The following is a 17,947-nucleotide window of genomic DNA, read 5'->3' as shown; positions in this document are numbered from 1 at the left end:
TGTTCAAAATACTGCCCCCATTATAATAAACTTCTGCCCCTCTTTTACAGAGGGGCTTGCTTCATTAAGCCTAGTCTTACAGCACATCTTATTTTAAATGTTATCTATTAAAGTATTTTCCCATTTTGGTATTTATTCAGGTCTTTCAAAAAAATCAAATCTTGCGTTAAAATGAGTGCCATAATAGCATAAATGATACTATGGCTTTTTTGAAATACAAGCATCTATGTGAATATGCACAATAAATACACGATAAAACTGTATTATATTACTGAAGATTCTGAAAGTTATTGCAAAACAATAATTGTATGCTACAATAAATAAAAAAGCCATAGTGCCATATGGAGGAGAGCATGGATTTATCAACTTCTACAAATCTAATATTTTTAAGGCCAGATAAAAGAATTTATCCGCCAAAGCTGGCGGTGGAAAAGATTGTAAATGCAGGTTTCAGAACATTGGATTTTAACTTTTATGACTGGGTAATTACGCAGGGGTCTCCTTATATGGAGAAAGGCGGGGATACGTGGCTGGAAGAAATGGCAGAGCAGGCGGAAAAGCTGGGAGTAACGTATAAGCAGGCACACGCCCATTTTTATAACTTTGCTTCGGATACCATGCCGGATGAGGAAAAGGACAGGCAGCAGAAACAGGTGATACGGTCGATACGGGGAGCTGGGATACTAAAGGCGGAGGTGGTTGTAACACATCCCTGTACCTTCTATTCGGCGGAAGGAAGTTATAGGAGGATATCCCGAGAAAAGAACAGGGAATATTTTCTGAGGCTGCTGGATGAAACAAAGGATGTAAACATTAAAATTGCGCTGGAAAATATGACAGATATAGACACTGCGCCGAAGAGGAAATACGGCGCGGTCCCGGAAGAACTGATGGAACTGGCTGACAGCATTCATGACCCCAGGATTGGGATCTGCTGGGATTTTGAGCATGGGGATTTGATGAAGCAGAACCAGCCGGAGATAATCAGGTATTTTGGAAGGAGCCTGATGGCAACCCATGTTTCAGAACAGCACGGACATTACCCGGTTTATTTGACACACAGGCTGCCTATGACGGGAATGATCCAATGGGAACCGATTATGAAAGCCTTGTACGAGATCGGATATGAGGGGTGTTTTTCATATGAGGCCCATAATTATCTCAATGCCCTGCCGGACTGCGCAATTGATTCTGCCTTGAAGCTGGCATACGACATTGGTGAATATCTAATAAATTTGGGGAGGGGTGCTGATGGTTCGTTTGGTGATTAGCGATGTGGATGGTACCATGCTTGACGAGACCGAGCGCATACCGGAGCGGATCGTGGATCTGGAAATGCTGATTCGGAAAAAGAATATATTGTTTACAATCGCCAGCGGAAGGGAGTATTCACAGGTAAGAGAATTGGAAGAGTTATTGAACATTCAAATTCCTGTCATTTTATGCAATGGTACTGCGGCACGCAGCAAAGATGACTATAGCTGGTGCGAATCAATTCCGCCGGATATTGTAGAGACAATTGTGGACAGCGCGGATAGGTACGGCATGAGCGTGATTCTCAGCCTTCCGGATAAAGAATGTGTGGTGAGAAAGACTTCTTTTGTGGAACAGACAATCGAACAGTATGGACGTTTTGGAGAGGTTTTGGACTTAAAAGGAAAAGGATGGCCCTCCGTCTCTGTTCAGAAAATACTAATTATCGAACGGAATAATCATAGGGCTTATGAAAAAATTCTGGAAATGCTTCACCGCTATGAAAACCAGATCACATTTGTCAACTTTGGAGGATCCATCGATATCGTTCCCAAAGGCTGTACGAAAGCTTCCGGGGTACGGAAACTGTCGGAAAAGCTGGGAATCGATCTGTCGGAAGTTATGGCCCTGGGAGACAGCTATAATGATTTGGAGATGCTGAAAACGGTTGGATTAGGAGTGGCGGTAAACAATGCGGTGGACCAGCTGAAAAGCTGTGCAGATTACATATGCTGTGAAAAATATATTGACGGAGTAATTGAGGCGATTGAAAAATTCTGCTGAGGGGGAGAACATATGTGGGAACAAGATGGAAAAATGTATCATATTCGGTGTAAAAAGGGTGATGTAGGCAGATATGTACTTCTGCCGGGAGATCCGTTCCGGACGGATTTAATCGCATCCTATCTGGATAATGCAGAGATGACTGCCCATAACAGGGAGCACAGGACGTGGACCGGCACTCTGCTGGGAGAGAAGGTTTCCGTGACATCCACGGGAATGGGATGTCCTTCTACCGCAATCGCTTTGGAAGAACTGATTGCCTGCGGAGCCGATACCTTTATCCGTGTTGGAACGGCAGGATGTATAAACCAGGCGAAAAGAAACAAGGAGACGATCGGCGGAATTGTGACCGCTGCGGTACGTGATGAAGGGACCACCAGACAATACGTGCCGGTTGAGTATCCGGCCGTTGCAGACCGGCGCGTAGTAGAAGCATTGGCGCAGGCAGCAAAAAAACTTGGATATTGTTTTGAAGAAGGGATTACATATACAAAAGATTCTTTGTACACCCATATTTTCCCGGAAATGGTGCCCCTTGCGGAGATGTATATGGACCGGCAGAAGGTATGGGAACGGGCCAATGTACTCCTTACCGAAATGGAGGCTTCGGCAGTTCTGGTGATTTCTTCAATCCGGGGATGCAGGGCTTCGGGCATCATGGCATTTTCTGATTTGGATGATGCGGCAGGCGCTGTTGATAAGGAAATACGCACAGCCTGCGAAGCGGTAAAGATTTTAATTGAACAGGACAAAGCGCAGTGAGAGAGGGGGATTAGAGATGGCAGACAGAATTGACAGTTATAAATTGATCCGTGAGCAGATTATCAATGACATTGAACGCGGAGTTTACCAGCCTGGCGATACGATTCCAAAGCAGATGGAAATTGCAGGCAGATATAATGTTAGCCGCGGGACTGTACGGAAGGCGCTGGATGATTTGATCAAACGCGGAGTACTGGTTACCACAAAAGGAAAAGGAACCATTGTGGCTCCTTTTGATACCGGCGTGAAAGATATTTACCGGCCGTTATCTTTCAGTAAGTCAAAACGGGTAGAAAGCAGTAAACTGCGTTCGAAAGTGATAGAAATCCGAAAGATAACGGCAGAACCATGGCTGGCAAAACAACTGAAGATTTCCATTGGAGCGCCGGTCATTTTCCTTCGCAGAGTGCGTATCCTTGATGGAAGGCCGGAGAACTACCAGTGTTCCTATTTTAGCTGTGAAAGGATTGAGGGGGTGGATCTGGAGAGCCTGGATCTGGAACACGGCTCCTTGTTTGAGTATATCAGCCGGGAGACCGGGCTGTATGCGGTGATGAAAAGTGAGGAAATCCGGGCTGTCTTCTGTCCTGATTTTGTGGCGGAAGAATTGCAGATGCATGCCAATGATCCGGTGCTGCTGATAATGAGAACTGTATTCGGCCAGGACGACATGCCTCTGGAGTACTGTGAAGATTATGAATGTACCAATGTCAAAGGTCTTCTGATCGTAACAAGGGGAAGCGTAGGTTATGAAAAAGTATCGGAGGAAGTGGATGAAAATAGTCAAGAAACCGAAACTGATTATCAGTGACATAGATGGAACCATATTTGACAGAAAAGATACGGTGACGGAAGGGCTGAGACGGCTGAAAACCATTTTGGCGGAGCACCGGATACCATTTACCCTGGCTTCGGGCAGATGTTACGCTGATATGAAGAGTTTGATTGAATTTTTGGATGTCAGTCTGCCTGTTATTGTGAATAACGGCGCAGGGATCATGACAGAAAGTCAAATGTACTGGGGGGCACAGATCAATCCGGAAGATATCCGGGAGGCGGTCAGGTATGCCGATACGTGCGGAATGATGGTATCTCTGTATGAGGCTGAGAAGGAGAAGGTTTACCGGCATAATGCATATGTGCAGTCATATATAGACCGGTTTGGCAAAAAATATCAATATTGTGTCACATCGGAGAAAGAGATGGACGAACAGCAGTGGAAAGATATGAGGATACAAAAACTGCTTATAATCGACCCCCAAAAACCGGGACGGATTGAAACGGTAATAAACAAAATCCGGGAAGCGTCTGATCATTTGTCCGTTGTACAGTATGATGACCGTTCCATCGACGTCATGCCTAAATCCTGCAGCAAAGAAAACGGGGTGGCAAAACTGGCGGGAATGCTGGGAATCGCTATGGAAGATATTATGGCTGTTGGTGATAATGAAAATGACATTGAAATGCTCAGACATGCAGGAATCGGAGTGGCGGTGAACAACGCTACAGATACCTTAAAAGCTGCAGCAGACTATATAAGCGCGGAAGAGGCTGCGGCAGGGGTGGCAAAAGCAGTTGAAAAATTCTATGTTTTGCTGGATGACGATGAGGGGGAAAACTAACATGGGCCAAAGGAAAATAATCAGGAAAGCAGAACCGTATTTATGGCTGCTTCCCAGCATGATATTATTCGGCGTTTTTACATTTTATCCATTTTTGGCAACTATAGTAAAGAGTTTTTTTATCCTGGATTCCAGAGGAAGCATCATGCAGTTTGTGGGAATGGAAAATTACCAGAGGATCTTTACGGATAAAAGTTTTCTGAAAGCAGTTTTAAATACTCTGCTTTATGTGATGATGACCGTGCCGGTATCAAAAATCTTTGGTTTCCTGCTGGCAGTACTGGCGAATAAACGCCGGAAATTCTCAGCATTTTACGAAACCGCATTTTCACTGCCCATGGCCATTGCCTCCTCTGTAATTGCAATGATTTTCCAACTGCTGTATGTCCCTTCTCTGGGGCTGATTAATACTGCGTTTCATCTTAAAATCCAGTGGCTCAATGACCCGAAAATTGCTTTGTTCTCCATTGCGGTGATCCAGATATGGCTTTCCACCGGTTATGCCTTCCTGTTCATGCTGTCGGCGGTAAGAAGTGTTTCGGATGATATTGTGGAAAGCGCGAGCTTAGAAGGTGCTTCAGCGCTTCAGAAAATAATACATATTTATATTCCCCTGACTTCTCCGACAATGTTTTACCTGGTTTGTTCTGATATTGCATTTATGATGATGTCCATGGGATTGATTAATATTCTGACCCAGGGCGGACCGCAGAATTCCACAATCACGATGATTTACTATGTGTTCAGGCAGTTCTCGGGATCAGGCAATTATACAATGGCAAATCCGGCTGCGGTTATTGCGTTTTGTATGACTTTTATTGTCACGGCCGTCAGCTTCATCTGGGAGAAGAGAGGGGTGCATTATTAATGAAAAGAAAAGCCGGAAAGGATATTCTGGTGCAGGTTATTTGTATCTTGACAGCAGTCGTTCTATTGTTTCCGATTTTATATGCACTTTCTGTTTCATTTATGGAAAACAGGGATATTTTGTCAAGGACGCCTCACATTCTGCCTGTGAAAGTGACCCTTGAAAATTATAAAACTGCGCTGTTTGGAACCTTGCTGCCCAGATATATCATTAACTCTTTCGTTATTGCCTCCGTATGCGGCATAAGCCGTATCATTATTGGTTCCATGGCTGCATATGCATTTGCATTTTATGAGTTTAAGGGAAAAACGCTTATGTTCTCTCTGACGCTGGCTACCATGATGATACCGGTTGATGTGCTGATGATTTCTAATTATACTACCATTTCGAAATTGGGATGGATGAACACTTATCTGGCGGTCTGCGTCGTATTTCTCGTGAACGGGAACAATATTTTTCTGATGCGTCAGCAGTTTTTGACCTTTGCGAAGAGTATGCGGGAAGCGGCCTATGTAGATGGATGCGGGAGTATACAGTTTTTTATCCAGATACTGCTGCCGATCAACAAACCGATCATCACAACTGTGTTTATTTCTTCCTTTGTAGGGGTATGGAATCAGTATGTCTGGCCGATGATTGTGACCAATAAAGACGAGATGCGTACGGTTCAGGTGGGAATTACCATGTTGAAAAACTGGGATTCCATGATCTTTGGGCCGGTGATGGCAGGGGTAATTATAGCTTTAATCCCAACAATTTTTATTATTGTAGTATTTCAGAAGAAAATTGTGGCTGGAATGATGACTGGAGCGGTAAAAGAATAGTAACAGTTCAGGCAGGTCTGAACTGCTGCAAAGAATAAGCTGCCTGGGAAAAGGGTTGGCAGAAGAGGATATTATTTAATCAGGAAAGGATAAGATTATGAAAAAGACGAGAAGGATCACATCAGTAATTTTAAGCACATGTATGGCGTTGTCTATGACGGCATGCGGTTCCAAAACACAGCAGGAACCTTCGGGCCAGTCTCAGACTGCGGCGGCTCAGGAGGTGACGGAAATCACTTTCTGGCATTCCATGGATACCAGTTATGGGGAAATTTTAAATGCCCAGATAGATAAATTCAATGAAACAACCGGCAAGGAAAAGAAGATTAAAGTTGTACCGGTATTCCAGAATTATCCGGGAACAGACGCCCTTACCGCCGCTATGAGCTCTGATGATACAGCCAATATGCCGGACGTTATCCAGCTTTACAGCGAGAGTGTAAGCCTGGTTCGGGATTATGAGAGATTGGTATGGGCAGAGGATATGATAAATAAAGGAAATTCTTCCGTGGCGAAAACGGATATTATTCCCAATGTGCGCAAATCATTTGAAATCGACGGCAGATTGATTGGCATGCCCTATAACATTGCCTGTTATCTGCTTTATTATAACCAAAACCAACTGAAGGAAGCCGGTTACGCAGAACCGCCAAAGACGGTTCAGGAGATGGCAGAGATGCTTCCTGTCCTGGTTGAGAAAACAGACGCGGATTTTGGCTTAAATGTCCGTATAAACATGAATGAACTGATTAATTTTATCGGCACCCAGGGAAGCAGCGGAACCCTTTTTGGAAACAACGATAACGGCCACTCCGGCTATATGACAGAATTGGAATGCATTCAGAATGGTTCTTTGAAAGCATTTATTGAGGAATGGGGAAAAGTGATTGACAGCGGATGTTATAAAGCGGTAAGGGACAGTATCAATGAAGAATTTGCCGCAGGCCTGCACTCAATGGTTATTATGTCCAGTTCAAGACTGAAAACAATAGAGAATCTGGTCGGAGACGGGTTTGAATGGGGCGTATCAGCAGTGCCTGTTATAAATGCAGGAGACGCGGCCGGATCATATCCCACCGGATCAGGGCTGTTTGTTTTAAACAGGGACAATGAAGAAAAAGTCAATGGAGCCTGGGAATTTGTCCAGTATATGTCGTCTCCGGAAATTCAGGCCCAGTGGGTGGAGACAACCGGCTATGTCCCAGTGAACATGAAAGCTTTTGAAACAGACATATTTAAAAATGCTGTCGCAGACAATCCGAAGCAGTCGGTTCCGTATGAAGTTCTGGTTAACACTCCGGAAAAAGTTACAAGTCCATTTGTACCAAATTATAAGGAAATTGATACTTTGATTAAGGATACGATGATTTCGTATGCGAATAAGGAGCTGGATGCGGATGGGACTTATGCGGCTGTTGCCGAAGGGGTGAAAAAGATATTTGAAGATTATTACCGTGCGAATCCGGTGAAATGATTTTGATTCAGGCATGGGGCGGGCCAGCCGGCCATACCGCTGTACAGTGTTCCGCTAGCGGGGCACTGTACAAGAGGCTTTTCTTCCTAAAGAATGTATGGGAATACACTTGACATAACTCCCATAATACGTTAATATATCACTTGCAGCAAAGAGTCATACAATTGAAAAGTACGTAATATCCCTTATTCAGAGTGATGGAGATACAAAGGATCTGTGAAGTCACGGCAACCCCGAACTGAGCGCATGGTGTCATGCGGGAGAGTGCGGAAGGTGCCAACCTGAGCGAGAAATCGAGCAATAAGAGGATTTGATGCATCCAAACATATCAAGTCCGCAGTAATATTGCTACGGACTTTTCTTGTATCCAAAATTGATATTCCAAGGAGGAAAACTTAGTGGAGAAATTATTATTTACTTCTGAATCAGTAACTGAAGGCCATCCGGACAAGATGTGCGATGCCATTTCTGATGCGATTCTGGACGCCCTCATGGCCCAGGATCCTATGAGCCGGGTTGCTTGTGAAACGTGTACCACAACAGGACTTGTTATGGTAATGGGAGAGATCACAACAAGCGCATATGTGGATATCCAGAAGCTGGTACGTGAAACTGTGAGAGAGATCGGTTATGACCGGGCAAAATACGGTTTTGACTGCGATACCTGCGGAGTAGTGGTTGCCATTGACGAGCAGTCCACAGATATTGCCATGGGCGTGGACAAAGCCCTGGAAGCGAAAGAAAACAAGATGACGGATACGGAACTGGATGCAATCGGAGCCGGAGACCAGGGCATGATGTTCGGTTTCGCCAGCAATGAGACGGAGGAATATATGCCTTATCCCATCGCCCTGGCCCATAAACTGGCCCGCAGGCTGACAGAGGTGCGTAAAGACGGCACTCTCACTTATCTCCGTCCCGACGGAAAGACCCAGGTCACTGTAGAGTATGATGAAGATGGAAAACCGGTGCGTCTGGACGCGGTGGTGCTTTCCACACAGCATGACGAGAATGTGACCCAGGAACAGATTCATGAAGATATTAAAAAATATGTATTTGATCCGGTTCTTCCTGCCCACATGGTGGATGATAATACCAAATTTTATATCAATCCCACCGGACGTTTTGTGATCGGCGGACCTCACGGGGACAGCGGTCTGACCGGACGTAAGATCATTGTGGATACTTACGGCGGATATGCGCGTCACGGCGGCGGAGCATTTTCCGGAAAAGACTGCACGAAAGTGGACCGTTCGGCTGCATATGCAGCCCGTTATGTGGCGAAGAACATGGTTGCAGCAGGATTGGCGGACAAGGTTGAGATCCAGCTTTCTTATGCCATCGGAGTTGCGCACCCCACTTCAATCATGGTGGATACTTACGGCACTGGAAAACTGAGCAATGAAAAACTGGTGGAAATCATCCGTGAAAACTTTGATTTAAGGCCTGCCGGCATTATTAAAATGCTGGATCTGCGCCGTCCGATCTATAAACAGACATCGGCTTATGGACATTTTGGAAGAATGGATTTGGATCTTCCATGGGAAAAACTGGATAAGGTTGAATTATTGAAGAAATATCTGTAATTGATATAACAGTAAAATTTTATAATAGTTTTAGAAACAGTCAGGGCCGGATATGGTATAATATGAACAGTTATACCATATCCGGCTCTGTTTATTTTTTGTGCCGTTTCAGCGGACCACATAAGGCGGGGCAGCTTTTGGACAGGATTTATTTTGGAGCCGGGACAGCGAATTAGAAAAAGGGGTAATGCAACTATGAAATTAAAGACGCGTTTGGCATTAGCCTTTGTGATTATAACCGTGGTACCATTGCTGCTGATCTATGTGTCGGTTTTAGGTCTCAGCAGTTATCAGATGAATTCGTTCAGGAAAGCCTATGGCCTGACGGAACGGGTGGAGTTATTCGGAGGGAACTCTCTTCAGATATTCAACCGTCTGACGAGACAGCTTCAGGAACAGATAAAAAACAATATTAAACAGAATCCGGAACGCTTTGAGGACATGGATTATCTTGATAAAATCAATCAGGAGCTGCTTTCAAAGTATTCCTATTTAATTGTAAGAAAAGACCAGGACATTGTCTACATCGGAGAGCAGGAATTGGGCCAGGAAGATGATCTGGTATCCAGACTGCCTAAATATGGGGATTTGGAGGCGGATATTGAGGGTGGAATATACCTGGATGGGGATACGCAGCATTTGGTTAAGCAGATGGATTTTAAGTATCCGGATAAGTCGGAGGGCAGTTTATTCATCATTTCCCAGGTAGATGATTTTGTGCCGGAAGTGAAGTCCATGTTCGGTGAGATGCTGTTGTCCGGCGTGATGATTCTGATCATGACCGGGGTGATTTTGACCTTTTGGGTTTATCAGTCCATTTTAAAACCGTTGGGACGGCTTCAGGAGGCGACTAAAAAGATCAGGGACGGCAATCTGGAATTTACATTGGAAGTGGAAGCGGATGATGAGATCGGGCTGCTGTGCCAGGACTTTGAAGAGATGAGAATCCGGCTGAAGGAGTCAGCCGAACAGAAATTGGAATATGACAAGGAGAATAAGGAGCTGATCAGCAACATTTCCCATGACCTGAAGACGCCGATTACCGCAATCAAAGGGTATGTGGAAGGGATAATGGACGGCGTGGCATCTTCGCCTGAAAAGCTGGATAAGTATATCCGAACCATATATAATAAAGCGAATGATATGGACCGGCTGATCGATGAGCTGACATTTTATTCCAAGATTGATACCAACAAGATACCATATACATTTTCTAAGATCAATGTGGCACAATATTTCAGAGACTGCGTGGAAGAAGTGGGGCTGGATATGGAGTCCCACAACATTGAACTGGGGTATTTCAATTACGTGGACGAAGATGTGCAGGTAATTGCGGATGCGGAACAGATGAAGCGGGTGATCAACAATATCGTGGGCAATTCCGTAAAATATCTGGATAAAAAGAAGGGGATTATCAATATCAGGATTAAGGATGTAGGGGACTTTATCCAGGTGGAGATTGAGGATAATGGAAAAGGGATTGCAGCAAAGGATCTGCCCAATATCTTTGACCGTTTTTACCGGACGGATTCATCCAGAAATTCTTCCAAGGGAGGAAGCGGAATCGGACTTTCCATTGTGCGGAAGATTGTTGAAGACCACGGAGGCCGGATCTGGGCGACAAGTAAACTGGGGATTGGAACGGAAATTCATTTTGTATTGAGAAAATATCAGGAGGTTATTCAGGATGAGTAAGATATTAATTATCGAGGATGAAGAGAGCATTGCGGAGCTGGAAAAGGATTATTTGGAATTGAGCGGTTTTGACGTTGAGATTGAAAACAGCGGCGAATCCGGTCTGGACAAAGCTCTGCATGAGGAATTTGATCTGGTGATCCTGGACCTCATGCTGCCGGGAATTGACGGTTTTGAGATCTGCCGCCGGGTGAGGGAAGTGAAGAATACTCCCATCATCATGGTATCCGCCAAGAAAGAGGATATTGATAAAATCCGCGGCCTGGGGCTTGGAGCGGACGATTATATGACAAAGCCGTTCAGCCCAAGCGAACTGGTTGCGCGCGTAAAAGCCCATCTTTCCCGTTATGAACGGCTCATTGGCAGCGGAGTCCCCGATAATGAGATTATCGAGATCCGCGGGCTTAAAATCGACAAGACGGCCCGCCGGGTATGGATTAATGGGGAAGAGAAAAACTTTACAACCAAGGAATTTGACCTGCTCACATTCCTGGCCCAGAATCCCAACCATGTGTTTACCAAGGAAGAGCTGTTCAGCAAGATCTGGGATATGGAATCCATCGGCGATATCGCTACGGTGACGGTGCATATTAAGAAGATCCGGGAGAAAATCGAGTTCAATACGGCGAAGCCGCAGTATATTGAGACGATTTGGGGAGTCGGGTATCGGTTTAAGGTGTAATATTGACATAGCACTTGATTTGGTGTAGAATAATCTTAGCTAGGAAGTTAAATATGTCCATTTGGACACAAAGCGAAATCCCGTGTATGCCAGTACACGGGATTTCTTTTTGGCTAGCTGTCTTTATGGTTTCGGTCTAACCATTTGCAGATATAGTAGCCAGCTACGCCTGCCATGACCGAAAGAAGGAAGTTAAATATGTAATCCATTTGCACACCTCCTCTCTGCTGGAGAGAGTCGACAGCATATCTATTGCATCGTATTAATATGAAAATGTCTATGGAGCGGCCGCCGCAGTTTTGTGCACGAATGTCGGTTTCGCAATCCATTTCCCCGTAAAGTCTTGGAATTTTTGGCGCCGGATGATAAAATTGTTTCATCGTAACGGTTCAGATGTCTGAACTGTTGCATTTCATCTGTAGTTTAAACATTTTAGCGGGGAAGTGGATGTGAAATTATGAAATACCTTGAAACAAATCCTGAATTTTATAAAAAGGCGGCGGCTATCGCGATTCCGATTACGCTTCAAAACCTGATCACCATAGGAATCAACATGATGGATACCATTATGCTGGGGTCTCTGGGGGAAACGGCGTTGTCGGCGTCATCTCTGGCCAATCAATTCATTAATTTATTCCATATCTGCTGTATGGGGATCGGTATGGGGGCGGCGGTGCTGACTTCACGGTATTGGGGAAAGAAGGATATGTATTCCCTGAAAATGGCCATAACCATTGCGATCCGTTTCTGTCTTGTTTTTGCGTCTGTATTTACGGCTTTAGCGGCTTTTATGCCGGAGACAATTCTGCGCCTTTATTCAAAGGAAAGCCAGGTGATTGTTCAGGGGGCTGTGTATTTGAAATGGTCGGTGCTCACATTTGCATTTATGGGATTGTCACTCATTACCACCAACATCATGCGGAGTGTGGATCTGGTACGGATTCCCCTATACACGTCTGTAATCGCATTTTTTGTAAATATAGGGGCAAACTATACATTTATATTTGGTAAATTCGGAGCGCCCCGCATGGAAGTGGCGGGAGCAGCTTTGGGAACTGTGATCGCCCGCTTTTTTGAATTCGGCATCATATGCGGGTATTTTGTTTTTGTCAATAAGACGGTCAGGTACAGGCTGAAAAACCTACTATCTCCCTGCAGGGCTCTGCTTAAAGAATATTTCCGGGTCAGCATACCGGTTTTGATCAGCGACAGCCTTTTGGGAATCGGCAACAATATGGTGGCAATGGTGATGGGGCATATCGGAGCCAGTTTTGTATCCGCCAATGCCATAACCATGGTGGTCCAGCAGTTGAGCACCGTATTTATTCAGGGAATTTCATTCGCCAGCGCAGTTGTCACGGGGCAGACCCTGGGGAGCGGAGATGCGGAGCTGGCCAAAAAACACGGATATACATTTTTTATCTGCGGAACGGTGCTGGGCTGTCTGGCCGGAGGGGTGATCCAGATCATCAGCGGGCCGGTGATAGGTGCTTACAATATAACGGCTGAAACGGCGGAAATCGCCCGGCAGCTCATGAGGGCAATCAGCATAATCGTTATATTCCAATCCATGAACAGCATTCTGACCAAAGGCGTGCTGCGGGGAGGCGGAGATACGAAGTTTTTGATGATCGCCGATATCTTTTTCCTTTGGGCGGTGTCCATTCCTCTGGGATATGGAGCAGGGCTTGTGTGGGGATGGCCGGCATTCTGGATTTATGTGTGCTTGAAGCTGGATCAGATTTTGAAGGCGGTATGGTGTATTTTCCGTTTGAGAAGCGGGAAGTGGATTAAGAAGATAAACAGCGCTGTGGAATGAGATCAGGCGGAATGAGGTGGGGCAGAATCAGGCAATGTGGTATTTGGTCCGGTGAGATGAGGGCTTCGGGCATGGTGTTGTAAATATGGCAAAGGTATTTTCCGGGCAGTATAATTCGCGCGAGTTATACTGCCCTTGTATTTTAAACAGGTTTATACTGTTCTTTGATCAACTCAATTTCTTCTAAATTCTCTTTCATAATAATCCTGGTGAGAATGTAATGGTCTTTGAATTTTGGCATCTGATTGGCGGTCAGATAGTCAAAAAGAATTTTGACTGCGTAATACCCCTGCTCCTGGGGACATTGGGTGATGGAGGCGGTGATATTCCTGTTTTTTATCCCATTTCCTATTTCTTTGGAATAGTCATAGCAGATAATCTGCGCCTTTTTATAATATCCGGCTTCGTTGATTGCCCGCAGATTGCCAAGGCTGTAAGCTCCGGTGCAGACGAAAAGGTTAGTGTCCGGGTAGGCAGCCAGAGCGGCGGAGGTGATCTGATAATCTTTGATATCGTCACCTGTCATCTCATAGATGTTCTGAAGTTCAATCTGGGGATATTCTTTTTCTAACTGTGTCTTTAAGCCTTCAGCGCGCATGATATGGCCCATCATCTGAAAACTTGGGGAGAACAGAAGGAGTTTTCCCTTGTGAGGCTGGAGCATATTCAGCAGTCCGGCGGTGATCTGCCCTACTCTGGTATAATTGCAGCCCACGAAGCTCAAATAGTTGGTGTCACCGATGATATTGGTCAGAAAGACAACCGGAAAATTACGGTCGTATAATTCATTTAAGCGGTTCTGGATCAGAGGGCTGTTGATTGGGACGATGGCGATTGCATGGACGCCTTCGGCGACAGCCTGGTCGATCAGTTCTAATTGTGCTTTGGCGTCAAAATCCGGACAGAGCCTGATATCTACAGAGATGCCGAAATCTGCAATCTCGTCCTTGCACTTTTCTATTCCTACAATGACATCCTGAAAATAAGTGTTGAGATTCTGTACATGGAGGATGACGGTGATTTTTAAATTCTTATTGCGGATGGTCAGCCCTTTTGCTACGGAATTGGGCCTGTATCCCAGCTCAGCGGCCAGCTCTTTAATTCTTTGGGACACTTTGGGATCGACCCGGCCGCGGTCATGCAGGGCCCGGTCCACGGTGCCGGTGGATACCCCTGCCAACTCGGCAATTTTCTTGATTGTAACTCCCATAAATACCCTCCTTAAAACTGCGTGTTCGATATTATAGGTTGATTTTATCAGGAATAAGTAAAAAAGTCAACGTTAAACAAAAGTGAAGTATAAAATATGCATAAAAAATAAGACGAAATTTATAATTAATAAACAAAAAATAAAAAAGTTTATTTTACATCTTGACTAAAAATGCTGAAAATATATAATAAGTGTATGATGCGTTATCGAACACGCATATAAAAATATACATTGAAGAAAAATGACGGAATAGTTAAAGCTGCTGGAATGAGGATTGGAGGGAAGCGATGAGAGCGGTTATGGTTATGTATGATTCTCTGAATAAACGGTATTTAAGCCCCTATGGAAACACATGGGTAAAGACGCCGAATTTTGAGAGACTTGCCAGGCACTGCGGAACTTTTGACAACTGTTATGTGGGCAGCCTGCCCTGTATGCCGGCCAGGAGGGAACTACACACAGGACGGTTGAACTTTCTGCACAGAGGCTGGTGCCCCATAGAGCCATTTGACGAATCCATGCCCGGTATGTTGAATGACGCAGGTATTTATGCTCATTTAATAACAGATCACTGCCATTACTGGGAGGATGGAGGCGTAAATTACCAGAACAGATTTACAACCTCTGAATACATCCGCGGACAAGAGGGAGATGCCTGGGCGGTTATGATGGACGGATTTGACGGAGCACGGAGAGGCAGGAGGCAGGACCGGGCCAACCGCGGATGGATGAAGCTGGAGGAAGAGTTCAGCCACGTCCGCTGCTTTGAACGGGGGAAAAAGTTTCTGACGGAAAATAAGGACCGGGATAATTGGTATCTCCAGTTGGAGTATTTCGATCCCCATGAGCCGTTTTATGTGCCGGAACGGTTCAAAAAGATGTATACGGATCTGCCTTCCGATATGGACTGGCCGTTTTACAGGCCGCTTCAGGGGGAGGACCGGGAGAATTTAAAGGAATATGTGGTAAATTACGCTGCTCTGGTAACTATGTGCGATGAGTACCTGGGAAAAATTCTGGATCTCTTTGATAAATACGATATGTGGAAGGACACCCTTCTGATTGTCAATACGGATCACGGCTATATGCTGGGGGAAAAGGACTTTGTAGGTAAGAATTATATGCCGGTCTATGACGAACTGGCGAATATTCCATTTTTTATGCATATTCCTTCCGGAGAAGGAGACGGAGAGCGGAGAAAGAGCCTGGTTCAGACACCGGATATCGCGCCGACGGTGTTGGATTTTTTCGATCTTTTGCCGGGGAAGCATATGCTGGGGAAATCCATGATTGAAACGCTGAAGGCAGACAAGCCGGTTCACGGCATGGTTCTCTACGGCTACCATGGAATGCATGTGAATATCACCGATGGGGTTTATACATACATGCGATGCGCCCAAAACGGGGAGAACCAGCCGCTTTACCAGTATACGCTGATGCCGAGCCATATTATGAAGCCTATGGCATTGGAGGAAATCAAACAGGCGTCTCTTTATCCGGGGTTTGAGTTCAATGACTATACGCCGGTGCTGAAGATCCCGGTGGATGAGCGGTATGACAAGAAAGCATATTACCGCTACAGCGACCACATGAAGTATGGAAGCCTTTTGTTCAACCGGAAAGAGGACCCGCAGCAGCTTCATCCCATAGAAGACGAAGAACTGGAAACACGGTACGCCCGCAGGATGACGGAGTTAATGGAGGAAAATGAGGCCCCCATGGAACAATATATCAGGCTGGGGCTGCAGGAATACATTTAAAAATCAGTAGGAGGAGTAAGTGATGAGAAAATCAACTATGAGAATCGTATGTACCGCAATGTGTGCAGTTTTGCTGGGAACAACAGGGTGTTCGTCAGGGAATGCCGGTAAAACAGGCGGCAGTGAACCGGCTTCGAAGACAGAGAGCTCAGCAGGAACCGCCGGGGCTGCAAAGGCCGGGGAAGGGGATAAAGCCGGTGATAAGACTGGTGATAAAGCCGGGGGCGAAGCCAAACTGGACAAGCCCATAACCGTGACCGTGCCGTTTAAAGTGGGCAGCGCAACGGATGTAAGGGCCAGAATCATTATGGATTATGCGTCCAAGTCTTTAGGCCAGACTGTCACCATATATAATGCGCCAGGAGCGGCTGGAATGATCGGTATTACGGAAATGATGGGGAAAAACAGCAAAAATTACGAGCTGAGTTATTGTACCACGGCTATTTTTACATCGATTCCATTGTTTAACCAGACTGCTTATACCAAAGACGATATCATCCCGTTGGTTTCCACGGATACGGAACAGTTCGGCATGTTCGCCTGCCCGGAGAAATCAGGAATTTCTACCTATGAAGATGTGAAGAACTACAGCGGCAGAATCAAATACGCTACCGGAGCTCCCGGCTCCATGGGCCATATCATGTGTGCGACTTCCATGCTGCTTCTGGGCCTTGACGCGGATCACATCGTTACGGATGGTGCTTCCGTCAACCTTTCTGAGTGTCTGGGCGGCTCCAACGACCTGGCCTTTGCAGGTCTTGGGCTGGCGAAAGACTATGTAAAAGAAGGCAAGCTGGTGCCGGTTTATACATTTAATGAGGAAGATTATGAAGGATATGACGGATTTAAGGTGCCGTCCTTAAAATCTCTGGGCGCAGATTTTGCCTGCGAAAGCCTTCTGTTTTTCGGAGCCAGAAAGGATACGCCTGACGAAGCGGTACAGATCATCACGGAGAGCATAAAAGAAGCGCTGGAAAATGAAGAGTGCCGGCAGAAACTGCTTGATGCCGGAGTTATGGAGATTGATATGCGTGACGGCGATACCATCAAGTCCCATATGGATGAGGAGCTGGAGAAATTCAAACAGTACGGACCGGAGATCGGCCTGCAGCTGGTCGGGTAAGCCTGAGAACGGGAGGAGTTTCTGTATGGAGATAAAGATAAAAACAAATCTGGTGAGCGGTATCCTGTTTCTGATCCTGTCCGGCGTTCTGCTGGCTGTCATACCGGCCCAGATACGCCAGACTTACCAGCAGAATCAGTACATAGACGCCAAGGCGATACCCCAGATGGTGGGCTGTATAACAGCGCTCATCAGTGTGATTTTGATTGTTAAAAGCTTGGTGCTGCACCAGGAAACCATAAAAGTGTATGCAGTGAAACCGGAAATGATGGCGGTGCTCTATTTCTGCGGCCTCCTGTTCTACCTGTTTCTGATTCCCCGGCTCGGATTTTTCCTGTCCAGCCTTTTGATGGGGGTGGGAACCATGGCATACCAGAAGGTGAAAAGTGTAAAACAGTGGCTGGTTGTATTGGCGATTATGGTTGTGATTTATTTCGGATTCAGCAAAGGGCTTAATATTATGCTGCCGGAATTCGCTTTATAGG

General features: G+C 45.6%; 16 protein-coding genes and 1 riboswitch. Of the genes, 15 read left to right on the top strand and 1 reads right to left on the bottom strand.

Going from position 1 to position 17,947, the window contains the following annotated elements; all coding sequences use genetic code 11:
• Window positions 1-353: 353 nt before the first annotated feature.
• From GPL15_RS09570 to GPL15_RS09515, 12 genes are all read left to right on the top strand, one after another.
• A complete protein-coding gene (locus GPL15_RS09570) occupies window positions 354-1,271 on the top strand; it encodes a sugar phosphate isomerase/epimerase family protein (RefSeq protein ID WP_215698374.1) in 918 nt (305 codons plus the stop codon).
• Window positions 1,252-2,037 carry an HAD family hydrolase gene (locus tag GPL15_RS09565; protein WP_215698372.1) on the top strand — a complete coding sequence of 262 codons (786 nt, stop codon included), beginning with the start codon at window positions 1,252-1,254 and terminating at the stop codon, window positions 2,035-2,037. The genes GPL15_RS09570 and GPL15_RS09565 overlap by 20 nt, the downstream gene beginning before the upstream one ends.
• A 12-nt stretch (window positions 2,038-2,049) precedes the next feature.
• On the top strand, window positions 2,050-2,799 hold the full coding sequence (locus GPL15_RS09560) for a nucleoside phosphorylase (protein ID WP_215698370.1): 750 nt from the start codon (window positions 2,050-2,052) through the stop codon (window positions 2,797-2,799).
• A gap of 16 nt (window positions 2,800-2,815) precedes the next feature.
• Window positions 2,816-3,610, top strand: coding sequence for a GntR family transcriptional regulator (locus tag GPL15_RS09555; protein WP_215698368.1), 795 nt, complete (start codon window positions 2,816-2,818; stop codon window positions 3,608-3,610).
• The gene (locus tag GPL15_RS09550; protein ID WP_215698367.1) at window positions 3,573-4,421 is read left to right on the top strand and encodes a Cof-type HAD-IIB family hydrolase; all 849 of its coding nucleotides are present in this window, start codon (window positions 3,573-3,575) and stop codon (window positions 4,419-4,421) included. The genes GPL15_RS09555 and GPL15_RS09550 overlap by 38 nt, the downstream gene beginning before the upstream one ends.
• 1 nt (window position 4,422) lies before the next feature.
• The gene (locus GPL15_RS09545) at window positions 4,423-5,289 is read left to right on the top strand and encodes a sugar ABC transporter permease (protein ID WP_252198253.1); all 867 of its coding nucleotides are present in this window, start codon (window positions 4,423-4,425) and stop codon (window positions 5,287-5,289) included.
• The gene (locus tag GPL15_RS09540; protein WP_215698365.1) at window positions 5,289-6,113 is read left to right on the top strand and encodes a carbohydrate ABC transporter permease; all 825 of its coding nucleotides are present in this window, start codon (window positions 5,289-5,291) and stop codon (window positions 6,111-6,113) included. The genes GPL15_RS09545 and GPL15_RS09540 overlap by 1 nt, the downstream gene beginning before the upstream one ends.
• 97 nt (window positions 6,114-6,210) lie before the next feature.
• The gene (locus tag GPL15_RS09535; protein WP_215698363.1) at window positions 6,211-7,587 is read left to right on the top strand and encodes an extracellular solute-binding protein; all 1,377 of its coding nucleotides are present in this window, start codon (window positions 6,211-6,213) and stop codon (window positions 7,585-7,587) included.
• Between the two features lie 182 nt (window positions 7,588-7,769).
• A riboswitch (SAM riboswitch) is annotated at window positions 7,770-7,894 on the top strand.
• Window positions 7,895-7,985: 91 nt separating this feature from the next.
• Window positions 7,986-9,173 carry a methionine adenosyltransferase gene (gene metK / locus GPL15_RS09530; protein ID WP_215698361.1) on the top strand — a complete coding sequence of 396 codons (1,188 nt, stop codon included), beginning with the start codon at window positions 7,986-7,988 and terminating at the stop codon, window positions 9,171-9,173.
• A 195-nt stretch (window positions 9,174-9,368) separates the two neighbouring features.
• Window positions 9,369-10,868, top strand: coding sequence for a HAMP domain-containing sensor histidine kinase (locus GPL15_RS09525; RefSeq protein ID WP_215698358.1), 1,500 nt, complete (start codon window positions 9,369-9,371; stop codon window positions 10,866-10,868).
• The gene (locus GPL15_RS09520; RefSeq protein ID WP_215698356.1) at window positions 10,861-11,550 is read left to right on the top strand and encodes a response regulator transcription factor; all 690 of its coding nucleotides are present in this window, start codon (window positions 10,861-10,863) and stop codon (window positions 11,548-11,550) included. Before GPL15_RS09525 ends, GPL15_RS09520 begins: the two co-directional genes overlap by 8 nt.
• 457 nt (window positions 11,551-12,007) lie before the next feature.
• On the top strand, window positions 12,008-13,369 hold the full coding sequence (locus tag GPL15_RS09515; protein ID WP_215698353.1) for an MATE family efflux transporter: 1,362 nt from the start codon (window positions 12,008-12,010) through the stop codon (window positions 13,367-13,369).
• 142 nt (window positions 13,370-13,511) lie between these two features.
• Here GPL15_RS09515 and GPL15_RS09510 read toward each other — a convergent pair whose 3' ends face one another.
• Window positions 13,512-14,579 carry a LacI family DNA-binding transcriptional regulator gene (locus GPL15_RS09510; RefSeq protein ID WP_215698351.1) on the bottom strand — a complete coding sequence of 356 codons (1,068 nt, stop codon included), beginning with the start codon at window positions 14,577-14,579 and terminating at the stop codon, window positions 13,512-13,514.
• 287 nt (window positions 14,580-14,866) lie between these two features.
• On the opposite strand from GPL15_RS09510, the gene GPL15_RS09505 reads away from it, so the two are divergent.
• The 3 genes from GPL15_RS09505 to GPL15_RS09495 are packed head-to-tail and all read left to right on the top strand — an operon-like array spanning window position 14,867 to window position 17,946.
• Complete coding sequence (locus GPL15_RS09505; protein ID WP_215698349.1) at window positions 14,867-16,339, top strand: sulfatase; 1,473 nt, start codon at window positions 14,867-14,869, stop codon at window positions 16,337-16,339.
• Between the two features lie 22 nt (window positions 16,340-16,361).
• Window positions 16,362-17,462: a tripartite tricarboxylate transporter substrate binding protein gene (locus tag GPL15_RS09500; protein ID WP_215698347.1), complete on the top strand. Its 1,101-nt coding sequence runs from the start codon at window positions 16,362-16,364 to the stop codon at window positions 17,460-17,462.
• A 25-nt stretch (window positions 17,463-17,487) separates the two neighbouring features.
• Entirely contained in the window at window positions 17,488-17,946 is a 459-nt protein-coding gene (locus GPL15_RS09495) for a tripartite tricarboxylate transporter TctB family protein (protein ID WP_215698345.1), read from the top strand.
• Window position 17,947 lies beyond the last annotated feature (1 nt).

It is taken from the genome of Clostridium sp. MCC353 (assembly GCF_018785315.1).
Classification (GTDB): Bacteria; Bacillota; Clostridia; order Lachnospirales; family Lachnospiraceae; genus CHH4-2.
The sequence above is the reverse complement of the archived record's forward strand: the minus strand, read 5'-3'. Positions and strand labels throughout refer to the sequence as shown.

Bases quoted from the DNA above. Each gene is read 5' to 3' on its own strand.
- GPL15_RS09565 (WP_215698372.1), top strand. From the start codon at position 1,252: ATGGTTCGTTTGGTGATTAGCGATGTGGATGGTACCATGCTTGACGAG.
- GPL15_RS09495 (WP_215698345.1), top strand. From the start codon at position 17,488: ATGGAGATAAAGATAAAAACAAATCTGGTGAGCGGTATCCTGTTTCTG.
- GPL15_RS09560 (WP_215698370.1), top strand. From the start codon at position 2,050: ATGTGGGAACAAGATGGAAAAATGTATCATATTCGGTGTAAAAAGGGT.
- GPL15_RS09555 (WP_215698368.1), top strand. From the start codon at position 2,816: ATGGCAGACAGAATTGACAGTTATAAATTGATCCGTGAGCAGATTATC.
- GPL15_RS09520 (WP_215698356.1), top strand. From the start codon at position 10,861: ATGAGTAAGATATTAATTATCGAGGATGAAGAGAGCATTGCGGAGCTG.
- GPL15_RS09550 (WP_215698367.1), top strand. From the start codon at position 3,573: ATGAAAATAGTCAAGAAACCGAAACTGATTATCAGTGACATAGATGGA.
- GPL15_RS09505 (WP_215698349.1), top strand. From the start codon at position 14,867: ATGAGAGCGGTTATGGTTATGTATGATTCTCTGAATAAACGGTATTTA.
- GPL15_RS09515 (WP_215698353.1), top strand. From the start codon at position 12,008: ATGAAATACCTTGAAACAAATCCTGAATTTTATAAAAAGGCGGCGGCT.
- GPL15_RS09545 (WP_252198253.1), top strand. From the start codon at position 4,423: ATGGGCCAAAGGAAAATAATCAGGAAAGCAGAACCGTATTTATGGCTG.
- GPL15_RS09525 (WP_215698358.1), top strand. From the start codon at position 9,369: ATGAAATTAAAGACGCGTTTGGCATTAGCCTTTGTGATTATAACCGTG.
- GPL15_RS09510 (WP_215698351.1), bottom strand. From the start codon at position 14,579: ATGGGAGTTACAATCAAGAAAATTGCCGAGTTGGCAGGGGTATCCACC.
- GPL15_RS09570 (WP_215698374.1), top strand. From the start codon at position 354: ATGGATTTATCAACTTCTACAAATCTAATATTTTTAAGGCCAGATAAA.
- GPL15_RS09535 (WP_215698363.1), top strand. From the start codon at position 6,211: ATGAAAAAGACGAGAAGGATCACATCAGTAATTTTAAGCACATGTATG.
- GPL15_RS09500 (WP_215698347.1), top strand. From the start codon at position 16,362: ATGAGAAAATCAACTATGAGAATCGTATGTACCGCAATGTGTGCAGTT.
- GPL15_RS09540 (WP_215698365.1), top strand. From the start codon at position 5,289: ATGAAAAGAAAAGCCGGAAAGGATATTCTGGTGCAGGTTATTTGTATC.